This is a genomic window from Neotamlana sedimentorum, assembly GCF_000943565.1.
GTDB lineage: Bacteria > Bacteroidota > Bacteroidia > Flavobacteriales > Flavobacteriaceae > Neotamlana > Neotamlana sedimentorum.
This window is the reverse complement of record NZ_JTDW01000017.1, coordinates 42,669-61,556: the sequence shown is the minus strand read 5'-3', so window position 1 is coordinate 61,556 and position 18,888 is coordinate 42,669. Positions and strand designations below refer to the sequence as shown.

Genomic DNA, 18,888 nt, shown 5'->3' with positions numbered 1-18,888 from the left:
GTATAATTTTTTTTTTTATCAGCCATAAATTCGCTCTAAATCTAATAAAAAAGCATACTCTAGAGCGACTTCTTTTAAGCTTTCAAACCGTCCAGATGCCCCACCATGTCCAGCATCCATATCGGTATGTAAAAGTAATTTATTTTTATCGGTTTTTAACTCCCTTAGTTTAGCCACCCACTTAGCTGGCTCCCAGTATTGCACTTGCGAATCGTGCAAACCTGTCGTTACCAATATATTAGGATACGCTTTAGCCTCTACATTGTCGTAGGGTGAGTAAGACTTCATATAAAAGTAGTATTCTGCTTTATTTGGGTTTCCCCATTCGTCATACTCTCCTGTGGTTAATGGAATAGTATCATCTAACATTGTAGTAACTACATCTACAAAAGGTACGGCAGCTATTACACCATTATATAATTCTGGATTCATATTAATTACCCCCCCCATAAGCAAGCCACCAGCAGAACCTCCGTAAGCATATAAATGTTTTGCTGAAGTATAATTTTGTTCTATTAAATGCTTTGAACAATCTATAAAATCTGTAAACGTATTTTTTTTAGTTAATAATTTACCGTTTTCGTACCAATGGCGACCTAAATATTCGCCACCACGAATATGCGCAATAGCATAAATGAACCCACGATCTAGCAGGCTTAAACGGATACTTGAAAAAGAAGGATCGATAGTTGAGCCATACGAACCGTATGCATATTGCAAAAGCGGATTGTTGCCATCTAATTTTATTCCTTTTTTGTAAACCAAAGACATTGGAACTTTTACACCATCTCTGGCTGTAGCCCAAATGCGTTTAGATTCGTAATTTTCTTTTTTAAACTGCCCTCCTAAAACCTCTTGCTCTTTTTTAATTTGACTAGTTTTAGTTTTAAAATTATAATCTATTACAGAACTTGGCGAAGTTAACGAGTTATATGCATATCGCAGTTCGTTACTATTAAAATCTGGGTTATTACCAATGTATGTTGTATAGGTTTCTGAGTTGAATGGAAGATAATAATCTTCATCGCCATTCCAGCTTATAATACGTAGTTTATTTACCCCATTTTCGCGCTCGTTAACTACTATATAGTCTTTGAAAATTTCTATATCTTCAATTAAAACCTCTGCTCGATGTGGTAAAACATCTTCCCAATGTTCTAGTTCTGTGTTGTTTTCGTTTGTTTTAGATAACTTAAAGTTTTGAGCGCCATTTGCATTAGAAATAATGTAGAAACTATTTTTATAATGCGCAATAGAGTACTCTAGATCCTGTGTCCGCTCTTGGAAAATTTTAAAATCTCCATCAGGTGTGTCGGCATTTAAAATACGGTATTCGGTAGTTAACGTACTGGAAGAGCCAATTACAATATACTTTTTCGATTTTGTTTTGTAAACAAATGTATTGAAGGTTTCATCGGTTTCAAAAAACACTTCCTTGTCTTGCTCCACACTTTCTCCTAATTTATGCTTAAAAATTTTGTGCGAGCGCAAGGTAACTTCATCTTTTCTGGTGTAAAACAATGTTTTATTGTCGTTTGCCCAAGTGGCTCGTCCTGTTGTGTTTATAATTTTATCTTCAAGAATCTCTCCGGTTTCTAAGTTTTTTATTTGAATATTGTATTGCCTTCGGCTAACCGTATCTGTTGAAAATGCAGCCATTTTATTATCTGGACTAATAGCAATACTTCCTAAATTAAAATACGAATGATCTTTAGCTAAAATATTACAATCGAAGATAATTTCTTCTGGAGCCTCTAGTGTTTCCTTTTTTCGTAAGTAAATAGGATAATCCTTTTCCGTTTCAAAACGTGTAACATACCAATACCCATTAAGTTTGTATGGCACAGAGGTGTCGTCTTCCTTTATTCTACCTTTCATTTCATCAAACAATTGTTTTTGAAACTCTTCGGTATGCGCCATCATACTTTTGGTATAATCGTTTTCGGCATTTAAATAACTAATAACCTCTGGGTTTTCTCTTTCTTTTAACCAGTAATAATTATCGACTCTACTATCATTATGAATTTGTAAAGTCTTGGCTATTTGTTTTGCTACTGGGGCTTGTATATCTTTTTTCAAAAGGAAATAAATCTTAAAATTTTAGCCCTCAAAAATAGAAAAATTAAATAGTTTTGTAACTGTAATATTAAAATTAAAAGCGACATGTTTGGAGATATGATGAATATGATGGGAAAACTTAAAGAAACCCAGCAAAAAGTAGAAGATACTAAAAAGCGTTTAGATACTGTTTTGGTTGATGAGTCCAGTAATGATGGTAAATTAAAAATAACTTTAACAGCAAATAGATCTATTAAATCTATTGAAATTGATGATGCTTTAATGCAAGATAAGGAAGAACTTGACGATTATTTAATTTTAACCTTAAACAAAGCGATTGAAAAAGCGACAAAAATTAATGAAGCAGAACTTGCTGCTGTAGCTAAACAAGGCATGCCGAATATACCTGGTATGGATTTATTTAAATAAAACTAAGTGTTTTGTATAACAAAAAGAGCCTTCTAATTGAGGGCTCTTTTTGGTGGAATTATTTTAAGTTATTAGCTAAGCTATTTTATTTAAGGCTAATAAAACCTTTTCGTGCATAGCATCGGTATAATCTAAATGCGTAACCATGCGAAGTTTGTTTCCGCCCATACTAATAATATGTATATTTTTAGCAGCTAACTTTTTCACGAATTCGTCTTCTGAAACATCTTTATTTAATTCAAAAATTATAATATTAGTTTCGGTAGGCTCAACAGATTTTATAACTGATAATTTAGATAATGTTTCTGCAAGATCCTTTGCCTTATAATGATCTTGAGCTAATCGCTCTACATTATTATTTAAAGCATAAATACCTGCAGCAGCTAAATATCCTACTTGCCGCATGTTTCCTCCAAATATTTTCCGAATTCTAATAGCATTTTCCATAATTTTGGCATCACCAACTAAAACAGATCCAATTGGGCACCCTAAACCTTTACTTAAGCATACTGAAATTGTATCGAAAACTTCTCCGAATTGTTCGGTTGTTTCTTTTTTAGCAACTAAAGCATTCCATAAACGTGCGCCATCCAAATGAAAACCTAAATTATTTTTAGTGCAAACTTCTTTTATCTTTTTTATTTCATTAAAATCCCAACACGAACCTCCTCGCCTATTTGCCGTATTTTCAATTTCTACCAAACTGGTTTTACTAAAATAATATGCACTTGGGTTAATAGCGTTTTCAACATCTTTTGCGGTAAAAAAACCATTGTTTACATCAATTAAGTTGCAGGATACACCACTATTAAAAGATGCTCCACCAGATTCATAATTAAAAATATGTGAGTATTTATCGCAAATTATTTGATCTCCAGGTTGCGTATGTAGTTTTATTGCAGTTTGGTTGGCCATGGTGCCGCTTGGAAAAAATAATGCCTGTTCTTTACCAAACATTTTTGCAATACGTTCTTCCAATAAATTAACTGTTACGTCTTCCCTAAAAACATCATCTCCAACTTTAGCTTGCATCATTACACTTAACATGGTTTTACATGGCTTTGTAACTGTATCACTTCTTAAATCTATAACCATAAGTACCTCTTAATCAAATTTTTCAACAAATAATATTATATTAACTTTTATTAAAAATAAAGTTATAAAAACAGTATAAAATATGATTGTAGCAATTTAATATGCTAAATTTTAATATTTTAATAACAAAAGCTTTATATAAATAAGTAATTATCACAACTAAAAATATAATAATTATGTAAATTGGTAAAAATAAATGAAAATAGATTACATGAATACAAACCCTATATTTTCTTCCTATCAAAAAGATTCAAAATTATTTGATGAAATCTTTGATGAAAATCAAAATGTAAGACCAATTTATCAGAAAATTTTAGATTTATATAGTGATCATTCAATCCAGGATTTTGCTGCCTTAAACGAAAAAGCCAAAGCTTCTTTTTTTAATCAAGGCATAACATTTCAAGTTTACAATGATGATAAAGCACAGGAAAAAATATTTCCCTTCGATTTATTCCCAAGAATCATTGAAGCCGAGGAATGGGAAATTTTAGAAACAGGTGTTTTACAGCGCTGCAAAGCACTTAATGAGTTTTTATGGGATATTTACCATAATCGCAATATAATAAGAGATGGTATAGTACCTATAGAATTAATTAATTCTTCTGGGAATTATTTAAAGCAAATGATGAATTTTACGCCACCGAATAAAATTTACAATCATATTTCTGGAACTGATTTAATAAAACACTCTGATGGTAATTATTATGTTTTAGAAGACAATATTAGATGTCCTTCTGGAGTCAGCTATGTTGTAGGTAACAGAAATGCTTTAAAACGTGCACTATTTGGGGTTTTTAATCATTATGAAATTCAAAATGTAACAGATTATTCAGAGAATTTACTTGAAATGCTAGAATCGGTAAAACCGCATAGTGTTGATTCTCCAACTTGTGTAATTCTTACACCCGGCGTTTACAATTCAGCATACTATGAACATTCATTTTTAGCAAAAACAAGTGGAATTGAACTAGTTGAAGGACGCGACTTATTTGTAGAGAACGATTTTGTTTACATGAAAACCATTTATGGTCCTAAAAGAGTTGATGTTATTTACCGCAGAATTGATGACGATTTTATAGATCCGGATGTTTTTAATAAAGATTCAGTTTTAGGGGTAAAAGGTTTATTCTCAGCTTATATTAGCGGTAACGTTACTTTAGCAAACGCACCAGGAACCGGAGTTGCAGATGATAAGGCCATTTACACCTACATGCCAGAAATTATTAAATATTACTTAAAGGAAGAACCTGTATTAAAAAATGTACACACCTATCATTGTAGTAAGCCTGACGATTTAAAATTTATTCTAGAAAACATTGATAAACTCGTTATAAAACCAGTTGATGAAGCAGGTGGTTATGGTATTTCTATTGGAAATAGATTAACCAAAGAGGAAATAGAAAAGGTTAAAACAGTAATAAAACAAAGCCCAAGAAAATACATAGCTCAACCCATAATGTCACTATCTGTTCATGCTACATATATTGAAGACAACAACTCTTTCGAGCAACGTCATGTAGACTTAAGGACCTTTACTTTATTAGGCCAAGATAAAGAGTTTGTTCTAAAAGGAGGTTTAACAAGAGTGGCATTAAAAAAAGGAAATTTAATAGTAAATTCTTCACAGGGTGGTGGATCAAAAGACACTTGGGTATTAAAAAAATAAATTAAACTATATGCTAGCTAGAGTTGCAAACGACCTATTTTGGATGGGGCGCTATATTGAACGAGCAGAACATACTGCTCGATTTTTAAACGTAAACTATTTTTCATCGCTTGATGCGCCTAACATGCTATCGCAATCCAGACCTTTTGTATTAAATTCTGTTTATGGAATGGTAGACGATCGTGTTGAAGACGAAAGTACATTAATTGAAGAGGAAGTAATTTACAATGTTGGTTTAAATCCAGAAAAATTATATTCCATTTTGAGCTGTATAAAAGCAGCGAGACAAAATGCCAATAACGCTCGCGATTTAATATCGACCGAGTTTTATGAAGCATTAAACAAGTTTTACCATTTCGTTATGAATTATCCGAAAGATAAACTTGTAAAAAATGGACTTTACGATTTCACCACCACTGTTACCGAAAATACTGCTATTTTACGAGCCAAAATTAGAGGGACTATATTCCATAATGAAATTTACGCCTTAATTCTACTAGGAATAAATATAGAACGAGCTACACAAATTACACGTATTATACAAACCAAATTGCATGATGCTGAAAAAGCCATAAGTAGCTACTCTAAACCAATTAAAAATAGCTACGAGTGGACAACCCTATTAAAATGTGCCGAATCCTATGATATGATGAGAGGTTTAAATAGACGTACACCATCTCAACTAAGTACGTTGGAGTTTTTAATTTTAAATCCTAATTGTCCACGCTCTGTAATGAATAGCTTAAACCAAACCTACGCTCACATTTGTCAAATTGGAGGAAACAATATTAATAATTTAAATTCATCGGCTTTTTTAATTGGTAAAATGCGAGCAGAATATCAATTTAAAACTATTAGTGAAATTCAGCAGGACGTTAGAAAATTTATAGATGACACACTTTGTTGTTTAATGGATATTAGTTCTAAACTAGAGGAAGAATATTTTGACTATTAAATTTATCAAGGTGTGACAAAACATTACACCATAACATATAATTACACAAACTCCATCAAGCAGCCCATACAACGTGCTGCTTGGTTGTTTTTAATAACTCCCGAATGTAATTCGTCACAAAGGTTAATTTCGAGTCATTTTAAAACTAATATTAACACCGTTTTAGAAAAAGTATTAAATGATTATAATGCCGAAACCATTTTAGTAAAATCAAATAAAGCAGTTAACTTTATTAATTTTGAAGCTGAATTTAAAGTTGAAATAACATCCAAAAAACGTCCCGATTTTAAATCTTCAATAAAACAAATTGCTTTAATTCAGCGAACCATAGCTTCTGAAGCTTTTAAGACTAAATTCAATCAATTTTTAAAATTAAACAGCTTTAAAAATAATGAGTTACTAAAATTTAACTTCAATAAAAAAACATCAATATTCAGCAATTTACAAGAATTAATGCGCTCGTTATATGTTTCTGAAGCTTCAAAATCTTCAACCGAAACTCTTAAAGCATTCGTTTATCTTTCTAAATTAAACCAAATTCCTGCCCGTTTTGTTTCTGGATATTTTCATTTTAAAAACAACTTCAATATACATTTTTGGGCAGAATGCTACGTGCCGGAAATAGGTTGGACAGCGTTCAATGTAATGCATAATTCACTGCTAACAACCAACCATATAAAAATTGCTCATGGCACTTCCCTTAGCGATTGCGATCCTGTAAAAATGGTAATATCTTCAAATGAAACAGGAATAAAAACACAACAACATTCGCAACAACAATAAAAGGTAAATGTTTGCACATTTATCAAAAAGTATAGTATTTTTATGGCAAATTATAAATAACCATGATTACACTCGATCAAGTAAAAGATCTAAATACCCGCCTTGACAAACTTAGGCACTATCTTTGACATAGAAGCCAAACTTATAGAAATACAAAACGAAGAAGAACAAACCTTCGATCCTAATTTCTGGAACGATTCCAAACAAGCCGAATTGGTTATGAAATCGCTTCGAGAAAAGAAAAGTTGGGTAAAAGACTACGATACTTCCAAAACTTTAGTTGAAGATTTAGAAGTTATTTACGAGTTTTATAAAGAAGATGAAGCAAGCGCTGAAGATGTTGAAAACCGCTACCAAAAAGCACTCGAAGTAATAGAAAAACTTGAGTTTAAAAATATGTTATCGGACGAAGGTGATAGCCTAAGTGCCGTTTTACAAATAACTGCTGGCGCTGGTGGTACCGAAAGTTGTGACTGGGCAAGCATGTTAATGCGCATGTATTTAATGTATGCCGAAAAAAGTGGATTTAAAGTAAAAGAACTTAACTTTCAAGAAGGCGATGTTGCAGGTATAAAAACAGTAACCTTAGAAATTGAAGGTGATTTTGCTTTTGGTTGGCTAAAAGGCGAAAATGGCGTACATCGTTTAGTGCGAATTTCTCCATTTGATAGCAATGCCAAACGCCATACTAGTTTTGCTTCGGTTTACGTTTATCCTTTAGTTGACGATTCCATTGAAATAGAAATTAACCCCGCCGATATTGAAATTACCACGGCGCGTTCAAGTGGTGCTGGCGGACAAAACGTAAACAAAGTTGAAACTAAGGTGCAACTTACCCACAAACCTACTGGTATTCAAATTTCATGTTCCGAAACACGTTCGCAGCACGATAACCGCTCCAGAGCCATGCAAATGCTTAAATCGCAATTGTACGAAATAGAATTGCAAAAGCAATTAGCCCAACGCGAAGATATTGAAGCAGGTAAAATGAAAATTGAATGGGGAAGCCAAATTCGAAACTATGTAATGCATCCTTATAAATTGGTAAAAGACGTTCGTTCTGGTTTCGAAACTGGAAATGTCGATGCCGTAATGGATGGTAATATCGATGCCTTTTTAAAATCGTATTTAATGCTCATGGGGCAAAAAACAGAAGATAATAATCAATTATGAAACAAATTAATACAGTAATTTTCGACCTAGGTGGCGTTTTAATTAATTGGAGTCCAGAACATGTTTTTACTAGCGTTTTTAATGGCAATGCCGAAAAAGCGAAATGGTTTATACAAAACATTTGTACTTTAGATTGGAACGAAGCCCAAGATGCTGGACGCACCATAAAAGAAGCTAATAAAGTTTTAATTGAAAAGTACCCCGAACACGAAACCGAAATTCTACAATACTATGGCCGTTGGGAAGAAATGCTCCTTGGTCCTATTGAGGGCACTGTAAAAATTTTAGATTATTTTGTAAAGAACCCTAATTACAAAGTAGTTGCTTTAACCAATTGGAGTTCGGAGTTATTCCCTATTGCCTTAAAAAGATACGAGTTTTTAAAATGGTTTGAAGGCATTGTGGTTTCTGGCGATGAAAATACGCGTAAACCTTTCGATGAGATTTATAATTTAACCTTAGAACGTTATAATATTACTGCCGAAAATGCCATTTTTATAGACGATAACTTAAGAAACATTGAAGCTGCTAATAAACTAGGTATTAACGGCATTCGTTTTAAATCTCCCGAATTACTAATCGAACAATTAAAAAGTTACAACATAAATATTTTATAATGATTACTATTTACCATAATAACCGTTGCAGAAAATCGAGAGAAGGTTTACAAATTCTTGAAGATTCTGGTAAAACATTTAAAGTTGTAAAGTATTTAGAAGATACGCCTTCCGAAGAAAAATTAAAAGAAATTATTGCGTTATTAGGCATAAAACCTTTAGAATTGGTTAGAAAAAACGAAGCTATTTGGAAAGAGCATTTTAAAGGCAAAGAATTATCAGATCCCCAAATTATTGCTGCTTTAGCAAAATTTCCAAAGTTAATAGAGCGTCCTATCGTTATAAATGGCGATAAAGCTGTAGTTGGTCGACCGCCTGAGCAAATTTCTACTATAATTTAAAAAAATTCAAAACCTACTAAATGTAAATTTTTTATAAGTATTGTGTATTTAAAGTAAGTGATTATTATCAGAAATAAAGTAGTTGTACAAAAACCATCAATACTTAGTAAATCATTTAACTAAATTCGCCTCGTATTAACAGAATTTTAACCTGTTTTGCTTGAAGCATATTATATTTTTACAATCTAAACCAAACCAACATATTTTTAGATGAACAAATGTATAATTACTGCTACTTTGGCTGTATTGATTATTTTCCCAAGTTTTTCACAATCAAAAAATAGTAACAAAGAAATAACAATAAAAGGCAAAGTAATTGATTCTGAAACGAATGCCCCTCTAGAATATGCTTCGGTTTCTATTTTTAGTAAAACCGAAAACAAAATAGTTAACGGAGGCATTACAGATATTAATGGCAATTTTAGTGTTTCTGTTAACCAAGGAATTTATAATGTTTTAATAGAATATATTTCATATAAAACTATAACATTTACAGATAAAACCTTAAATAAAAACGAAAACCTCGGCACCATCTCGATGGATTTAGACTTAGCCACTCTCGATGCCGTTCAAATTATAGCTGAAAAAACTACAGTAGAAATTAAACTTGATAAAAAAGTTTATAACATTGGTAAAGATTTAACCACTGCTGGCGGTACCGTAAGTGATGCTTTAAATAATGTACCATCTGTAGCTGTAGATGTTGAAGGCGCTATTAGTTTACGCGGAAATGAAAACGTTAAAATATTAATTAACGGTAAACCATCGGCAATGGCTGGTTTTGGCGATACTAATGTGTTAAGTCAGTTACCTGCCGAAGCCATTGAACGTGTTGAGGTAATAACTTCGCCATCGGCTAGATACGACGCCGAAGGAACCGCAGGAATTTTAAACATTATTTTACGACAGCAAGAAACTTTAGGCTTTAACGGCTCTATAAACGCAACTGTAGGTAATCCAGATAATATAGGACTTTCAACAAATTTAAACTACCGCACCGAGAAGTTTAATTTATTTTCAAACTTAGGGTTCCGCTATTATAATTCGCCAAGAAATAGCTTTAGCGATACCGATTATTTTAACGCTGAAGCAGATGAAATAGATAGAGTGCGCGAAGATGAAGATACAGAACGCCTTAACCGAAACTATAACGGTAGTTTAGGAATGGAATATTTCCTTTCGGAAAAAACCTCGTTAACTGGTACCGTTTTTTATAACTACGGCGAAGATAGAGATACAGGCATAAACATTAGCGATCGTTTTATTGATGGTAACCTTGTGGAACAAACCCAACGTGTTGAAAAAGAAAATGAAGACGGTGGTAACCTTCAGTTCGCCCTAAATTACATTACAAAATTTAACGATGATGGCCATCAACTTACAGCCGATTTTCAAATTGAAACTGGAAATGACGAACAGTTTACATTTTACAACGAAGATTATATTACAACATATCAAACAGATGCAGAACCTTTTCAAATTGAAAATATAACACAAAACGAAAGCGATAACGAATCGTTAGTTCAAGTAGATTATGTGCTTCCAATAGGAGAAAATGCTCGATTTGAAGCTGGTTATAGAGGTAATTTTGAAAACTCTGTTACCGATTATTTACTAGAACAAGAAGATTTAAGCACAGGTAGTTTATTTGTAAACGATACCCTTTCGAATATTTTTGATTATACCGAAAATGTAAATGCCATTTATTCGCAATATGGTACTAAAATTAACAAGTTTTCATTTTTATTAGGTTTGCGTTTAGAAAACACCCAATTAAAAGGAGATATCGATTCTAGGTTATCTGCTGAAGATTTAGAAGCATCTTATGGCTTCCCAATTGAGACTAATTTTAACAACAATTATCTTGGATTATTCCCAACAGTTAATGTTATTTACGATTTATCTGAAAACGAAGACGACGCCGAAGAAAGCTTAACCTTTGGTTATAACCGACGCATTAACCGCCCAAGAGGCTGGTATATTAATCCGTTTCCATCGCGCTCTAGTCGTACCAATATATGGCAAGGAAATCCTAATTTAAGACCCGCTTTTGCAAGTGCATTCGATATTGGTTATTTAAAACGTTGGGATGAGTTAACCTTAACCTCCTCTGTTTATTATCAACATGAAACAAATTCGTTTGAGCGTATACAGGAAAATACAGGCCAACAAACATCAGACGGAATTGATATTATTAGAACCATTCCTGTTAATTTATCTACTAATAAACGTACTGGTGCCGAATTAGGCGTGCTTTATAATCCTGTAAAATGGATGCGTTTAAATTCTAGTTTTAACTTTTTTCAGTTTGAAACCGATGGTGAATTTAACGATGTAGATTATAGCGCAAAAAACACCAGTTGGTTTACACGATTTAGCAGTAAAGTAACTTTACCTGCAAAAGTAGATTGGCAAACTAATGCATTTTATAGAGGTCCTAGTCAAGATGCACAAAGTGATAACGAAGGTGTTTTTACGTTAGATTTAGCTTTTAGCAAAGAGCTTTTTAGCAACAACGCTACGGTTTCTTTAAATGTAAGAGACCTGTTAAACTCTAGAAAACGAAAGGCAACCACATTTACCGATACTTATGAAAGTTATAGTGAAATGCAATGGAGACAACGACAAATAAACCTGTCGTTACGATATCGATTTAATCAGCAACACAAAAAACAAAATCAACGAGAAGGTCATGGTAACGGTGGTGAAGACGATTTTGAATTTGAAGGCTAACTCCTAACTCCAAAAATTTAAATGCTTAAAAAGTCAATCTTTAATATTTTAAGCTTCAAAAAATAGGTCAATAAAAAAAGGGAAACTAAAATTATTTAGTTTCCCTTTATATGTTGTAATAAGTTATGCTTAATTAGTTGGCGTCGTCTCTTTTAGCTTTTTTCTCTTCTTTAATTTCTTTTAATCTTTCAATTAAAGCCCCACCAATCCAGTAAGGAATAACAAAAGTTAACAAAAATATCATTAACCAAAACCCAATGGTTAAAATGGTTAAAAATGCTAAAAAGCCTAAATATTGGTCAAAATCAAACATAATTATTAATTGCTTCTATTATTAATTTACCGCAAATATAGTGTAATGTTATTTTTTACACAATACGTAAGTAAAAATTATTAACAGAGTTTTTAACTAATTTAAATTGGGTTGCGGTGTCATTCTTAAATAAGGCTTCACCTCTTCTACCCCTTTTGTAAAAATATTTTTTGCATCTGCGGTAGAAATAGCGGGACTTACCACCACATGCTCACCGTTTTTCCAATTTGCTGGTGTAGCCACTTTGTGATAAGCTGTAAGTTGTAACGAATCGATTACACGCAATAACTCATCAAAATTTCTTCCAGTTGAAGCTGGATAAGTAATAATTAGCTTCACTTTTTTATCGTCGCCAATAACAAATACCGAACGCACTGTAAGTTTACTATCGGCATTTGGGTGAATCATATCATACAATTCAGAAACTTTACGGTCTTCATCTGCAATAATTGGAAAATTTACAGTTGTATTTTGTGTTTCATTAATATCGTTAATCCAACCTTTATGCGATTCTAAGCCATCAACACTTAACGCTACAACTTTTACGTTTCGTTTTTCAAACTCAGTTTTATATTTTGCTACTGTACCAAGTTCTGTTGTACAAACAGGTGTATAATCGGCTGGATGCGAGAATAAAATCCCCCAGCTATCTCCTAACCATTCATGAAAATTTATAGAACCTTCGGTAGAATTTGCGTTGAAATTTGGAGCTTCATCTCCTAATCTTATTGTTGCCATAATGAATTGTTTTTTTAGTAATTTTATATCCTACTAAATTAATAGATTTAATAGGATAATAAAAATATCTTATGTTATATATCTGTTAAAAAAATCCATGAAAATAATAGATAAAAAAAGTAGTAAACAGTAACTTTGTTCTATTACAATTAAAAAGCATTAAACATGAGTTTTAGAATAGAAAAAGATACTATGGGCGAGGTTAAAGTACCGGCCGATAAGCTTTGGGGTGCCCAAACAGAACGCTCAAGAAACAATTTTAAAATAGGAGCTCCTGCTTCTATGCCACTAGAAATCGTTTATGGTTTTGCATACTTAAAAAAAGCTGCTGCTTATACTAACTGCGAATTAGGTGTTTTACCTGTTGAAAAGCGAGATTTAATAGCAAATGTTTGCGACGAGATTTTAGAAGGTAAACATGACGATCAGTTCCCTTTAGTGATATGGCAAACAGGTTCTGGTACGCAAAGTAACATGAATGTTAATGAAGTTATTGCTAACAGAGCACACCAATTGGCTGGTAAAGTTATTGGTGAAGGCGACAAAACCATACAACCAAATGATGATGTAAATAAATCGCAATCATCAAACGACACCTTCCCTACTGGCATGCATATTGCTGCTTATAAAAAAATAGTTGAAGTAACTATTCCTGGGGTTAAACAGCTACGCGATACTCTTCAAAAAAAGTCTGAAGCTTTTAAAAATGTAGTAAAAATAGGACGTACTCACTTAATGGATGCAACGCCATTAACACTTGGACAAGAACTTTCTGGCTACGTGGCTCAATTAAACCATGGCTTAAAAGCTTTAGAAAACACCTTACCTCATTTAAGCGAATTAGCTTTAGGAGGAACAGCTGTAGGTACTGGCTTAAATACGCCTAAGGGTTACAGCAAACGTGTTGCAGAGTATATTGCAGAATTTACAAAGTTACCTTTTATTACAGCTCCTAATAAATTTGAAGCTTTAGCGGCTCATGATGCTATTGTAGAATCGCATGGTGCTTTAAAACAACTTGCAGTTTCTTTAAATAAAATTGCAAACGATATTAGATTAATGGCTTCTGGACCAAGAAGTGGTATTGGTGAAATAACCATTCCTGCAAACGAACCTGGAAGTTCTATAATGCCAGGAAAAGTAAACCCTACACAGTGTGAAGCGCTTACTATGGTCTGTGCTCAAGTTATTGGTAACGATGTTGCTATTTCTATTGGAGGATTACAAGGACATTATGAACTGAATGTTTTTAAACCTGTAATGGCCGCAAACATTTTACAATCGGCTCAATTAATTGGAGATGCTTGTAAAAGTTTTGAAGTTAATTGTGCTTCTGGTATTGAACCTAATCAAGAAGTTATTACAAAATTACTTAATAACTCATTAATGCTAGTTACAGCCTTGAATACCAAAATTGGATATTATAAAGCTGCCGAAATAGCAAATACAGCTCATAAAAATGGTACAACATTAAAAGAGGAAGCTATTAATTTAGGTTACGTTTCTGCTGAAGACTATGACGAATGGGTTAAACCAGAAGACATGGTTGGTAGTTTAAAATAAATTTACATTAAAATAGGAAAAAAGCAGGTTGAATATTCTACCTGCTTTTTTTTGGTTGATTTGCTATTAATCAATTTCAAAACAGAAAATTATAAAATAAAAGTACGTATTAACAATTACTTATTTATTATAACATGTTAATCTCCTTCAATTTTTTCCTAATTCTACTTAATTGAACAGGAGTAATGCTTAAATAAGCTGCAATTTGATATTGAGGAATTAAATCTTCAATGTTAAAAACTTCATCTTTAAGCTTTAAATAGCGGTCGGTGGCACTCATGGTTAAAAAATCCAATTGTCTACGCTCGTACTCCATAAAGAATATTTCCAACATTTTTATATAAAGTTCTTTTATTTCGGGATTTTTTTCTCCAAGTTCTAAATACTCCTTATAATTGGTTGTGTAAACTTCGCAATCTGTTAAAGCCTCCAAAGAATAAATAGAAGGTTCATTCTTAATTATTGCAGCCAATGAACCAGTTATAGATGGTCCAATATATATTTTTTTGTTATACTCTTTTCCATTTTCTGTTCTTACATAAGCACGAACAACACCTGTAACTAAGGTGAACATATGTACAGGTATTTCTCCAGAATTAACATAGCATTCTCCTGCCTTTACGCGTCTTAATTTAGAAATACTTAAAAGGTCGAGGTAAGTTTGATCTGAAATAGAATAAAATGTGCGTAAAAATTGAATTATTTGATTCATAAAATGAATTAATCAATTATTAAATTGTTAATTATTCTACTAAGATATAATGATTAATAAATAGAAAGATCTCTTTTTCTGTGATGTGCAAATATTAATAGTTGATTGGATAAAGGTCATCCGATAAAACGTTAAACAGCATATTTTTCATGTCAAGAAAAAAAATAACCTTACATAAATATGTAAGGTTATTAAAGAGTTTTTTTTAAGTTATATCAGCTTATCTCAAACTAAACTCTGAAGTTGAAACCAAGTCTTTTTCATTATATACATTTACAATATAATTGCCTTTATCAAAATCATCACCTTCAGCAGGATTAATAAATTCGCATATATTTAAGTTTGCGTTTTCATAGTTAAACTTGCTAATTAAACTATAATTTAACGTTTTATCTTCAAAATCAACTTGTTCATTTAAACCTAAAGTAGTTCCACTAGGATCTATAACCTGAACATATAATTCTTGCTCGCCTGCCTGAATTAATTTGTTTTTAGCGACAATAAAACATACTCTTATTTTATCGCTACGACCTGCACGTTCTGTAGGAATGACTTTACCAGATGTTCTAACAATTACACCAGAAGCCTTTAAATCTACAGCACTTAAAACAGAGGCATCTGATACTACTTCGGCTAAAGCATTATTTTGCACTAGTAAAGAATCTGTAAAAATAGAACGTTCTTCTAGACGGATACGAGTACTGTCTAATGAAGTTGCTAAATACGAATTTTCAATGCGTAAAGAATCGTTTTGAGCTAATAAAACATCCATTTCCTTTTGCAAGGACACATATTTTTGTTTGTATCTCCATAAACTTTTTACGTTCGTTTCAGATATTTTAAGCGAATCGATTAAACCTTGAATTCTACCTCTTGCTTCAATTAAATTATTATTTGTAATTTCATTTTCACCTATGGCCTCATCATATTGTTTTGCCATGGCGTTTAAATCGTTCATAACTAACTGTTTCTGTTCAGCTAATTCTTTCTTTTCGTCACTGGCTTTTTTATGAAGATTCATGGCATAAAAACCAGTTGCTAAAAATAACACTACCGCTATACCTAACGCTATTTTAAGCCCTTTGCTACTTTTGTTTTCCATAATTAATACTATTAATCCTATTTAATAATTTGATTTAACGCTTAATATAATTTTTAATTCACAAAAATATAAGAAGTTCAATAATAACCTTATTTTACTTAAAAAAAGTAAAATAAATAACATCATTTTATCTAGATTTTTGAAACATTTTAAATATTACAGCTTTTATCAATATACGGTTTACAAAAAAAAATAGACGTTACAATTATTTTTATAAATCACAAAGACCACATAGAATTATGCAAACCCATAAATATCAATACATTAAAAGAAAATTAAAATTTTGTTAAAATTATATTTTAATTAATTTGAAGATGCCTTTAAAGAATCTATTTGTTTTTGAAGTTTTTCTAATAATTCTGCTTTATCGTCTTTTACAGGAATGATTTTACTAATTGAATCTTTGTAAGCTTCGGCAATATCGATTTCTTTTGGTGTTTCTTGATAATAATAGCCAATACCTTCGCTTGCACGCCACGCTTCATTTAATTGATCGTAAACTGTTTTATCCCATTGGCTTGGATGCTTAACATCTATCCAGATAACATCTCGGTACTCACTATCAACCAAAACTAAGTCTGGTGTTGCAGAACCATCGAATTGTTGTGAATTCGACTTGCTAATTGAAGACACCGTACCCATAAAAAACATACGTTTTTTTCCTGCTATATTTTTTATATAAGGACGAAATTCGACAGGCGTGTTTGCCGACCAATCGTATTCTTTACGAGACTCTTTTACTTTTAATGGCATTGCAGAAACTCCAGCATAACCCTGTTTTTTAGATGCATGATTGTAATAATATAATTTATCTGTGCCATCGGCAGGTACAAACACACTAAAGCTTAAACTAGTGCGCTCCTCGCCTACGGGCTCTAAACCAAACCAATGATATAAACCACTGTAAGCACCTGTTTCTGTGTCCGAAAAGTCGAAATCAGTAACGTAAGGTTGTTGGTTTTGGTCTTTTGGCATTTCTGGTATTTTAACGGCTGTTTCCATATTCCATGGTAACGGATCGCTAAAACCACCTAAAAACTTTAAAGATTCTGCCTGTAATTGTGAAACTGATTCAGCTAAAGTATTTTGGCGCGTTAAATACTCATGATTTTTCATTTCGTCTGGACTCACGTAGGTTCCTTTTCCAATTAAAATACGCTCAATATAATCGCTCATATCATGCTCGCCGCTATCAATAACCATAACGCCACCAAAGGTTGGGTACGGAAATAAAAAGCCTTTCCATTTAATTAAACTCACGACTTCCACCCATTTTCCCGAATCGTTTTTCATGTAATACGTATCGCTAGGCTCCATATTAAACAACTGAAAAATATTGAAGCGTTGCACAACAGCGTTATAGGTGTTTCGGCTAAACTTTAACGATTCTCCAATTGAAAAAGTAACCGATATTCTATTTTCGTTTGAAAATCTAGGAAAAGGCGTTGTACTAGATACCGCAAAAACTTCTTCTGTGTTATCTGTCATCCCTTGCCACATGTATTTTTCGGTTGGCTGAATGGCCATAGTCCACTTATTATCGTCTCCAATTCTAACTAAATGTGGTAACGACACATCTTTAGTTTCGCCTACACTTTCGTTAGCCATAGAAAACACATTTCGTAAAGGCTGGATACGCTCGTTTTGGGTTAATGGCAATTCGTGAATTTCAACTTTATTTAAATTATTAAACACATAATAAGTTTTCATGTAATCGTACATTTTAAAATGCCAACCAACTACATAAAGTGCTCCAAAAAACACAAGCATTAATGCTAAAATACCTAAGCGACCCGCTGTGCTAGAACTGTTTCTAAACTTACGCAAACCTAGAATTAACACAATTAAACTTAGTAGAATTACAAAAATATATTTGCGTACAAACAATAATGCCGGTTGATAATCGTCTCGTAAAACAAATAAAACAGTAAGTAGAATTAGTAAACCTAAAATTGTGAATACTTTTTGCTTAGTTCCTTTTTTCCAGTAGTTTTTTATCATTTTTTTATTGTTCCTGAACAGGCAGGAATTATTTTAAATTAATTTTCGTTTTCAAGACACTTCGACTTCGCTCAGTGTGACAAAATTAAAGAAGTCCTTTATCTTTTAAACGTTCGCGAGCACTTTTTTCATTTGGCTTCTTTTCTTCCTTCATGACTTTAACCTCTTCGTTTTCTCCTGTTCTTAAATCTTCTATAAAATCCTTTCCTTTTTCAATGGTGTCTTGCACCATATCTTCTAAAGAATCTGTTTGCTCTTCAATAACTTCCGACGATTTAAAAATAAAATGTGCTAAATAAGTTCCAGCTAAAGTACCAACCAACATCGATGCGAATATTGAAATTGTGGCTAAATCAATTGGAATTAAAAAACGCACTATCACAATCCCTATTAAAAATAAAAAACCTAAAAACAATAAGCGTATTAAAAATTTTTGCTGATAAATAAAACCTGTTTTATCAGTTGATTTTATTTGTAATTCTTTGGAATACATGATTTTATTAAAAAATCTGTAAACTTTATTACTGTGCGATTCTCTCCAGTAAATAAATGCACCAAATAAAATGGATGCGATAAAAATTATTAATTCTAGTGTCATGGTTTATG

17 protein-coding genes are annotated in these 18,888 nt (G+C 32.3%); 9 read left to right on the top strand and 8 right to left on the bottom strand.

Going from position 1 to position 18,888, the window contains the following annotated elements; all coding sequences use genetic code 11:
* Positions 1 to 18: 18 nt before the first annotated feature.
* Complete coding sequence (locus PW52_RS15400) at positions 19 to 2,079, bottom strand: S9 family peptidase (protein ID WP_044633876.1); 2,061 nt, start codon at positions 2,077 to 2,079, stop codon at positions 19 to 21.
* A gap of 84 nt (positions 2,080 to 2,163) precedes the next feature.
* On the opposite strand from PW52_RS15400, the gene PW52_RS15395 reads away from it, so the two are divergent.
* Positions 2,164 to 2,487, top strand: a complete 324-nt coding sequence (locus PW52_RS15395; RefSeq protein ID WP_044633875.1) for a YbaB/EbfC family nucleoid-associated protein — start codon at positions 2,164 to 2,166, stop codon at positions 2,485 to 2,487.
* 75 nt (positions 2,488 to 2,562) lie between these two features.
* On the opposite strand, the gene PW52_RS15390 is transcribed toward PW52_RS15395, so the two are convergent.
* Positions 2,563 to 3,582 carry a threonine aldolase family protein gene (locus tag PW52_RS15390; RefSeq protein WP_044633874.1) on the bottom strand — a complete coding sequence of 340 codons (1,020 nt, stop codon included), beginning with the start codon at positions 3,580 to 3,582 and terminating at the stop codon, positions 2,563 to 2,565.
* 196 nt (positions 3,583 to 3,778) lie between these two features.
* Between PW52_RS15390 and PW52_RS15385 the strand changes: the two genes are divergently transcribed.
* The 7 genes from PW52_RS15385 to PW52_RS15355 all read left to right on the top strand — a co-directional run bounded on the left by PW52_RS15385 (position 3,779) and on the right by PW52_RS15355 (position 11,853).
* Positions 3,779 to 5,251 (top strand): circularly permuted type 2 ATP-grasp protein, encoded by a 1,473-nt coding sequence (locus PW52_RS15385; RefSeq protein ID WP_240475196.1) that lies wholly within the window; start codon positions 3,779 to 3,781, stop codon positions 5,249 to 5,251.
* Between the two features lie 10 nt (positions 5,252 to 5,261).
* On the top strand, positions 5,262 to 6,206 hold the full coding sequence (locus tag PW52_RS15380) for an alpha-E domain-containing protein (RefSeq protein WP_044633873.1): 945 nt from the start codon (positions 5,262 to 5,264) through the stop codon (positions 6,204 to 6,206).
* Between the two features lie 12 nt (positions 6,207 to 6,218).
* Positions 6,219 to 6,989: a transglutaminase-like domain-containing protein gene (locus PW52_RS15375; RefSeq protein WP_044633872.1), complete on the top strand. Its 771-nt coding sequence runs from the start codon at positions 6,219 to 6,221 to the stop codon at positions 6,987 to 6,989.
* 62 nt (positions 6,990 to 7,051) lie between these two features.
* A protein-coding gene (gene prfB, locus PW52_RS15370; protein ID WP_117584394.1) for a peptide chain release factor 2 occupies positions 7,052 to 8,162 on the top strand; the annotation gives its coding sequence in 2 pieces (ribosomal slippage) (positions 7,052 to 7,114 and positions 7,116 to 8,162; 1,110 coding nt in all).
* Positions 8,159 to 8,779, top strand: a complete 621-nt coding sequence (locus tag PW52_RS15365; RefSeq protein WP_044633871.1) for an HAD family hydrolase — start codon at positions 8,159 to 8,161, stop codon at positions 8,777 to 8,779. Before prfB ends, PW52_RS15365 begins: the two co-directional genes overlap by 4 nt.
* Positions 8,779 to 9,120 (top strand): arsenate reductase (glutaredoxin), encoded by a 342-nt coding sequence (gene arsC / locus PW52_RS15360; RefSeq protein ID WP_044633870.1) that lies wholly within the window; start codon positions 8,779 to 8,781, stop codon positions 9,118 to 9,120. Before PW52_RS15365 ends, arsC begins: the two co-directional genes overlap by 1 nt.
* A gap of 210 nt (positions 9,121 to 9,330) precedes the next feature.
* Positions 9,331 to 11,853, top strand: a complete 2,523-nt coding sequence (locus PW52_RS15355) for a TonB-dependent receptor domain-containing protein (RefSeq protein ID WP_044633869.1) — start codon at positions 9,331 to 9,333, stop codon at positions 11,851 to 11,853.
* A gap of 133 nt (positions 11,854 to 11,986) precedes the next feature.
* On the opposite strand, the gene PW52_RS15350 is transcribed toward PW52_RS15355, so the two are convergent.
* Together PW52_RS15350 and PW52_RS15345 are read right to left on the bottom strand one after the other, a co-directional pair.
* Entirely contained in the window at positions 11,987 to 12,166 is a 180-nt protein-coding gene (locus PW52_RS15350) for a hypothetical protein (protein ID WP_044633868.1), read from the bottom strand.
* Positions 12,167 to 12,262: 96 nt separating this feature from the next.
* Entirely contained in the window at positions 12,263 to 12,904 is a 642-nt protein-coding gene (locus PW52_RS15345; protein WP_044633867.1) for a peroxiredoxin, read from the bottom strand.
* A 165-nt stretch (positions 12,905 to 13,069) separates the two neighbouring features.
* On the opposite strand from PW52_RS15345, the gene fumC reads away from it, so the two are divergent.
* Complete coding sequence (gene fumC / locus PW52_RS15340) at positions 13,070 to 14,467, top strand: class II fumarate hydratase (RefSeq protein WP_044633866.1); 1,398 nt, start codon at positions 13,070 to 13,072, stop codon at positions 14,465 to 14,467.
* Positions 14,468 to 14,594: 127 nt separating this feature from the next.
* On the opposite strand, the gene PW52_RS15335 is transcribed toward fumC, so the two are convergent.
* The 4 genes from PW52_RS15335 to PW52_RS15320 form a co-directional block, all read right to left on the bottom strand.
* Positions 14,595 to 15,179 (bottom strand): Crp/Fnr family transcriptional regulator, encoded by a 585-nt coding sequence (locus PW52_RS15335; protein WP_044633865.1) that lies wholly within the window; start codon positions 15,177 to 15,179, stop codon positions 14,595 to 14,597.
* A gap of 220 nt (positions 15,180 to 15,399) precedes the next feature.
* A complete protein-coding gene (locus tag PW52_RS15330; RefSeq protein ID WP_044633864.1) occupies positions 15,400 to 16,281 on the bottom strand; it encodes a hypothetical protein in 882 nt (293 codons plus the stop codon).
* Between the two features lie 303 nt (positions 16,282 to 16,584).
* Positions 16,585 to 18,282, bottom strand: a complete 1,698-nt coding sequence (locus PW52_RS15325) for a hypothetical protein (RefSeq protein WP_044633863.1) — start codon at positions 18,280 to 18,282, stop codon at positions 16,585 to 16,587.
* Positions 18,283 to 18,367: 85 nt separating this feature from the next.
* A complete protein-coding gene (locus PW52_RS15320; RefSeq protein ID WP_044633862.1) occupies positions 18,368 to 18,880 on the bottom strand; it encodes a hypothetical protein in 513 nt (170 codons plus the stop codon).
* Between the last annotated feature and the right edge of the window lie 8 nt (positions 18,881 to 18,888).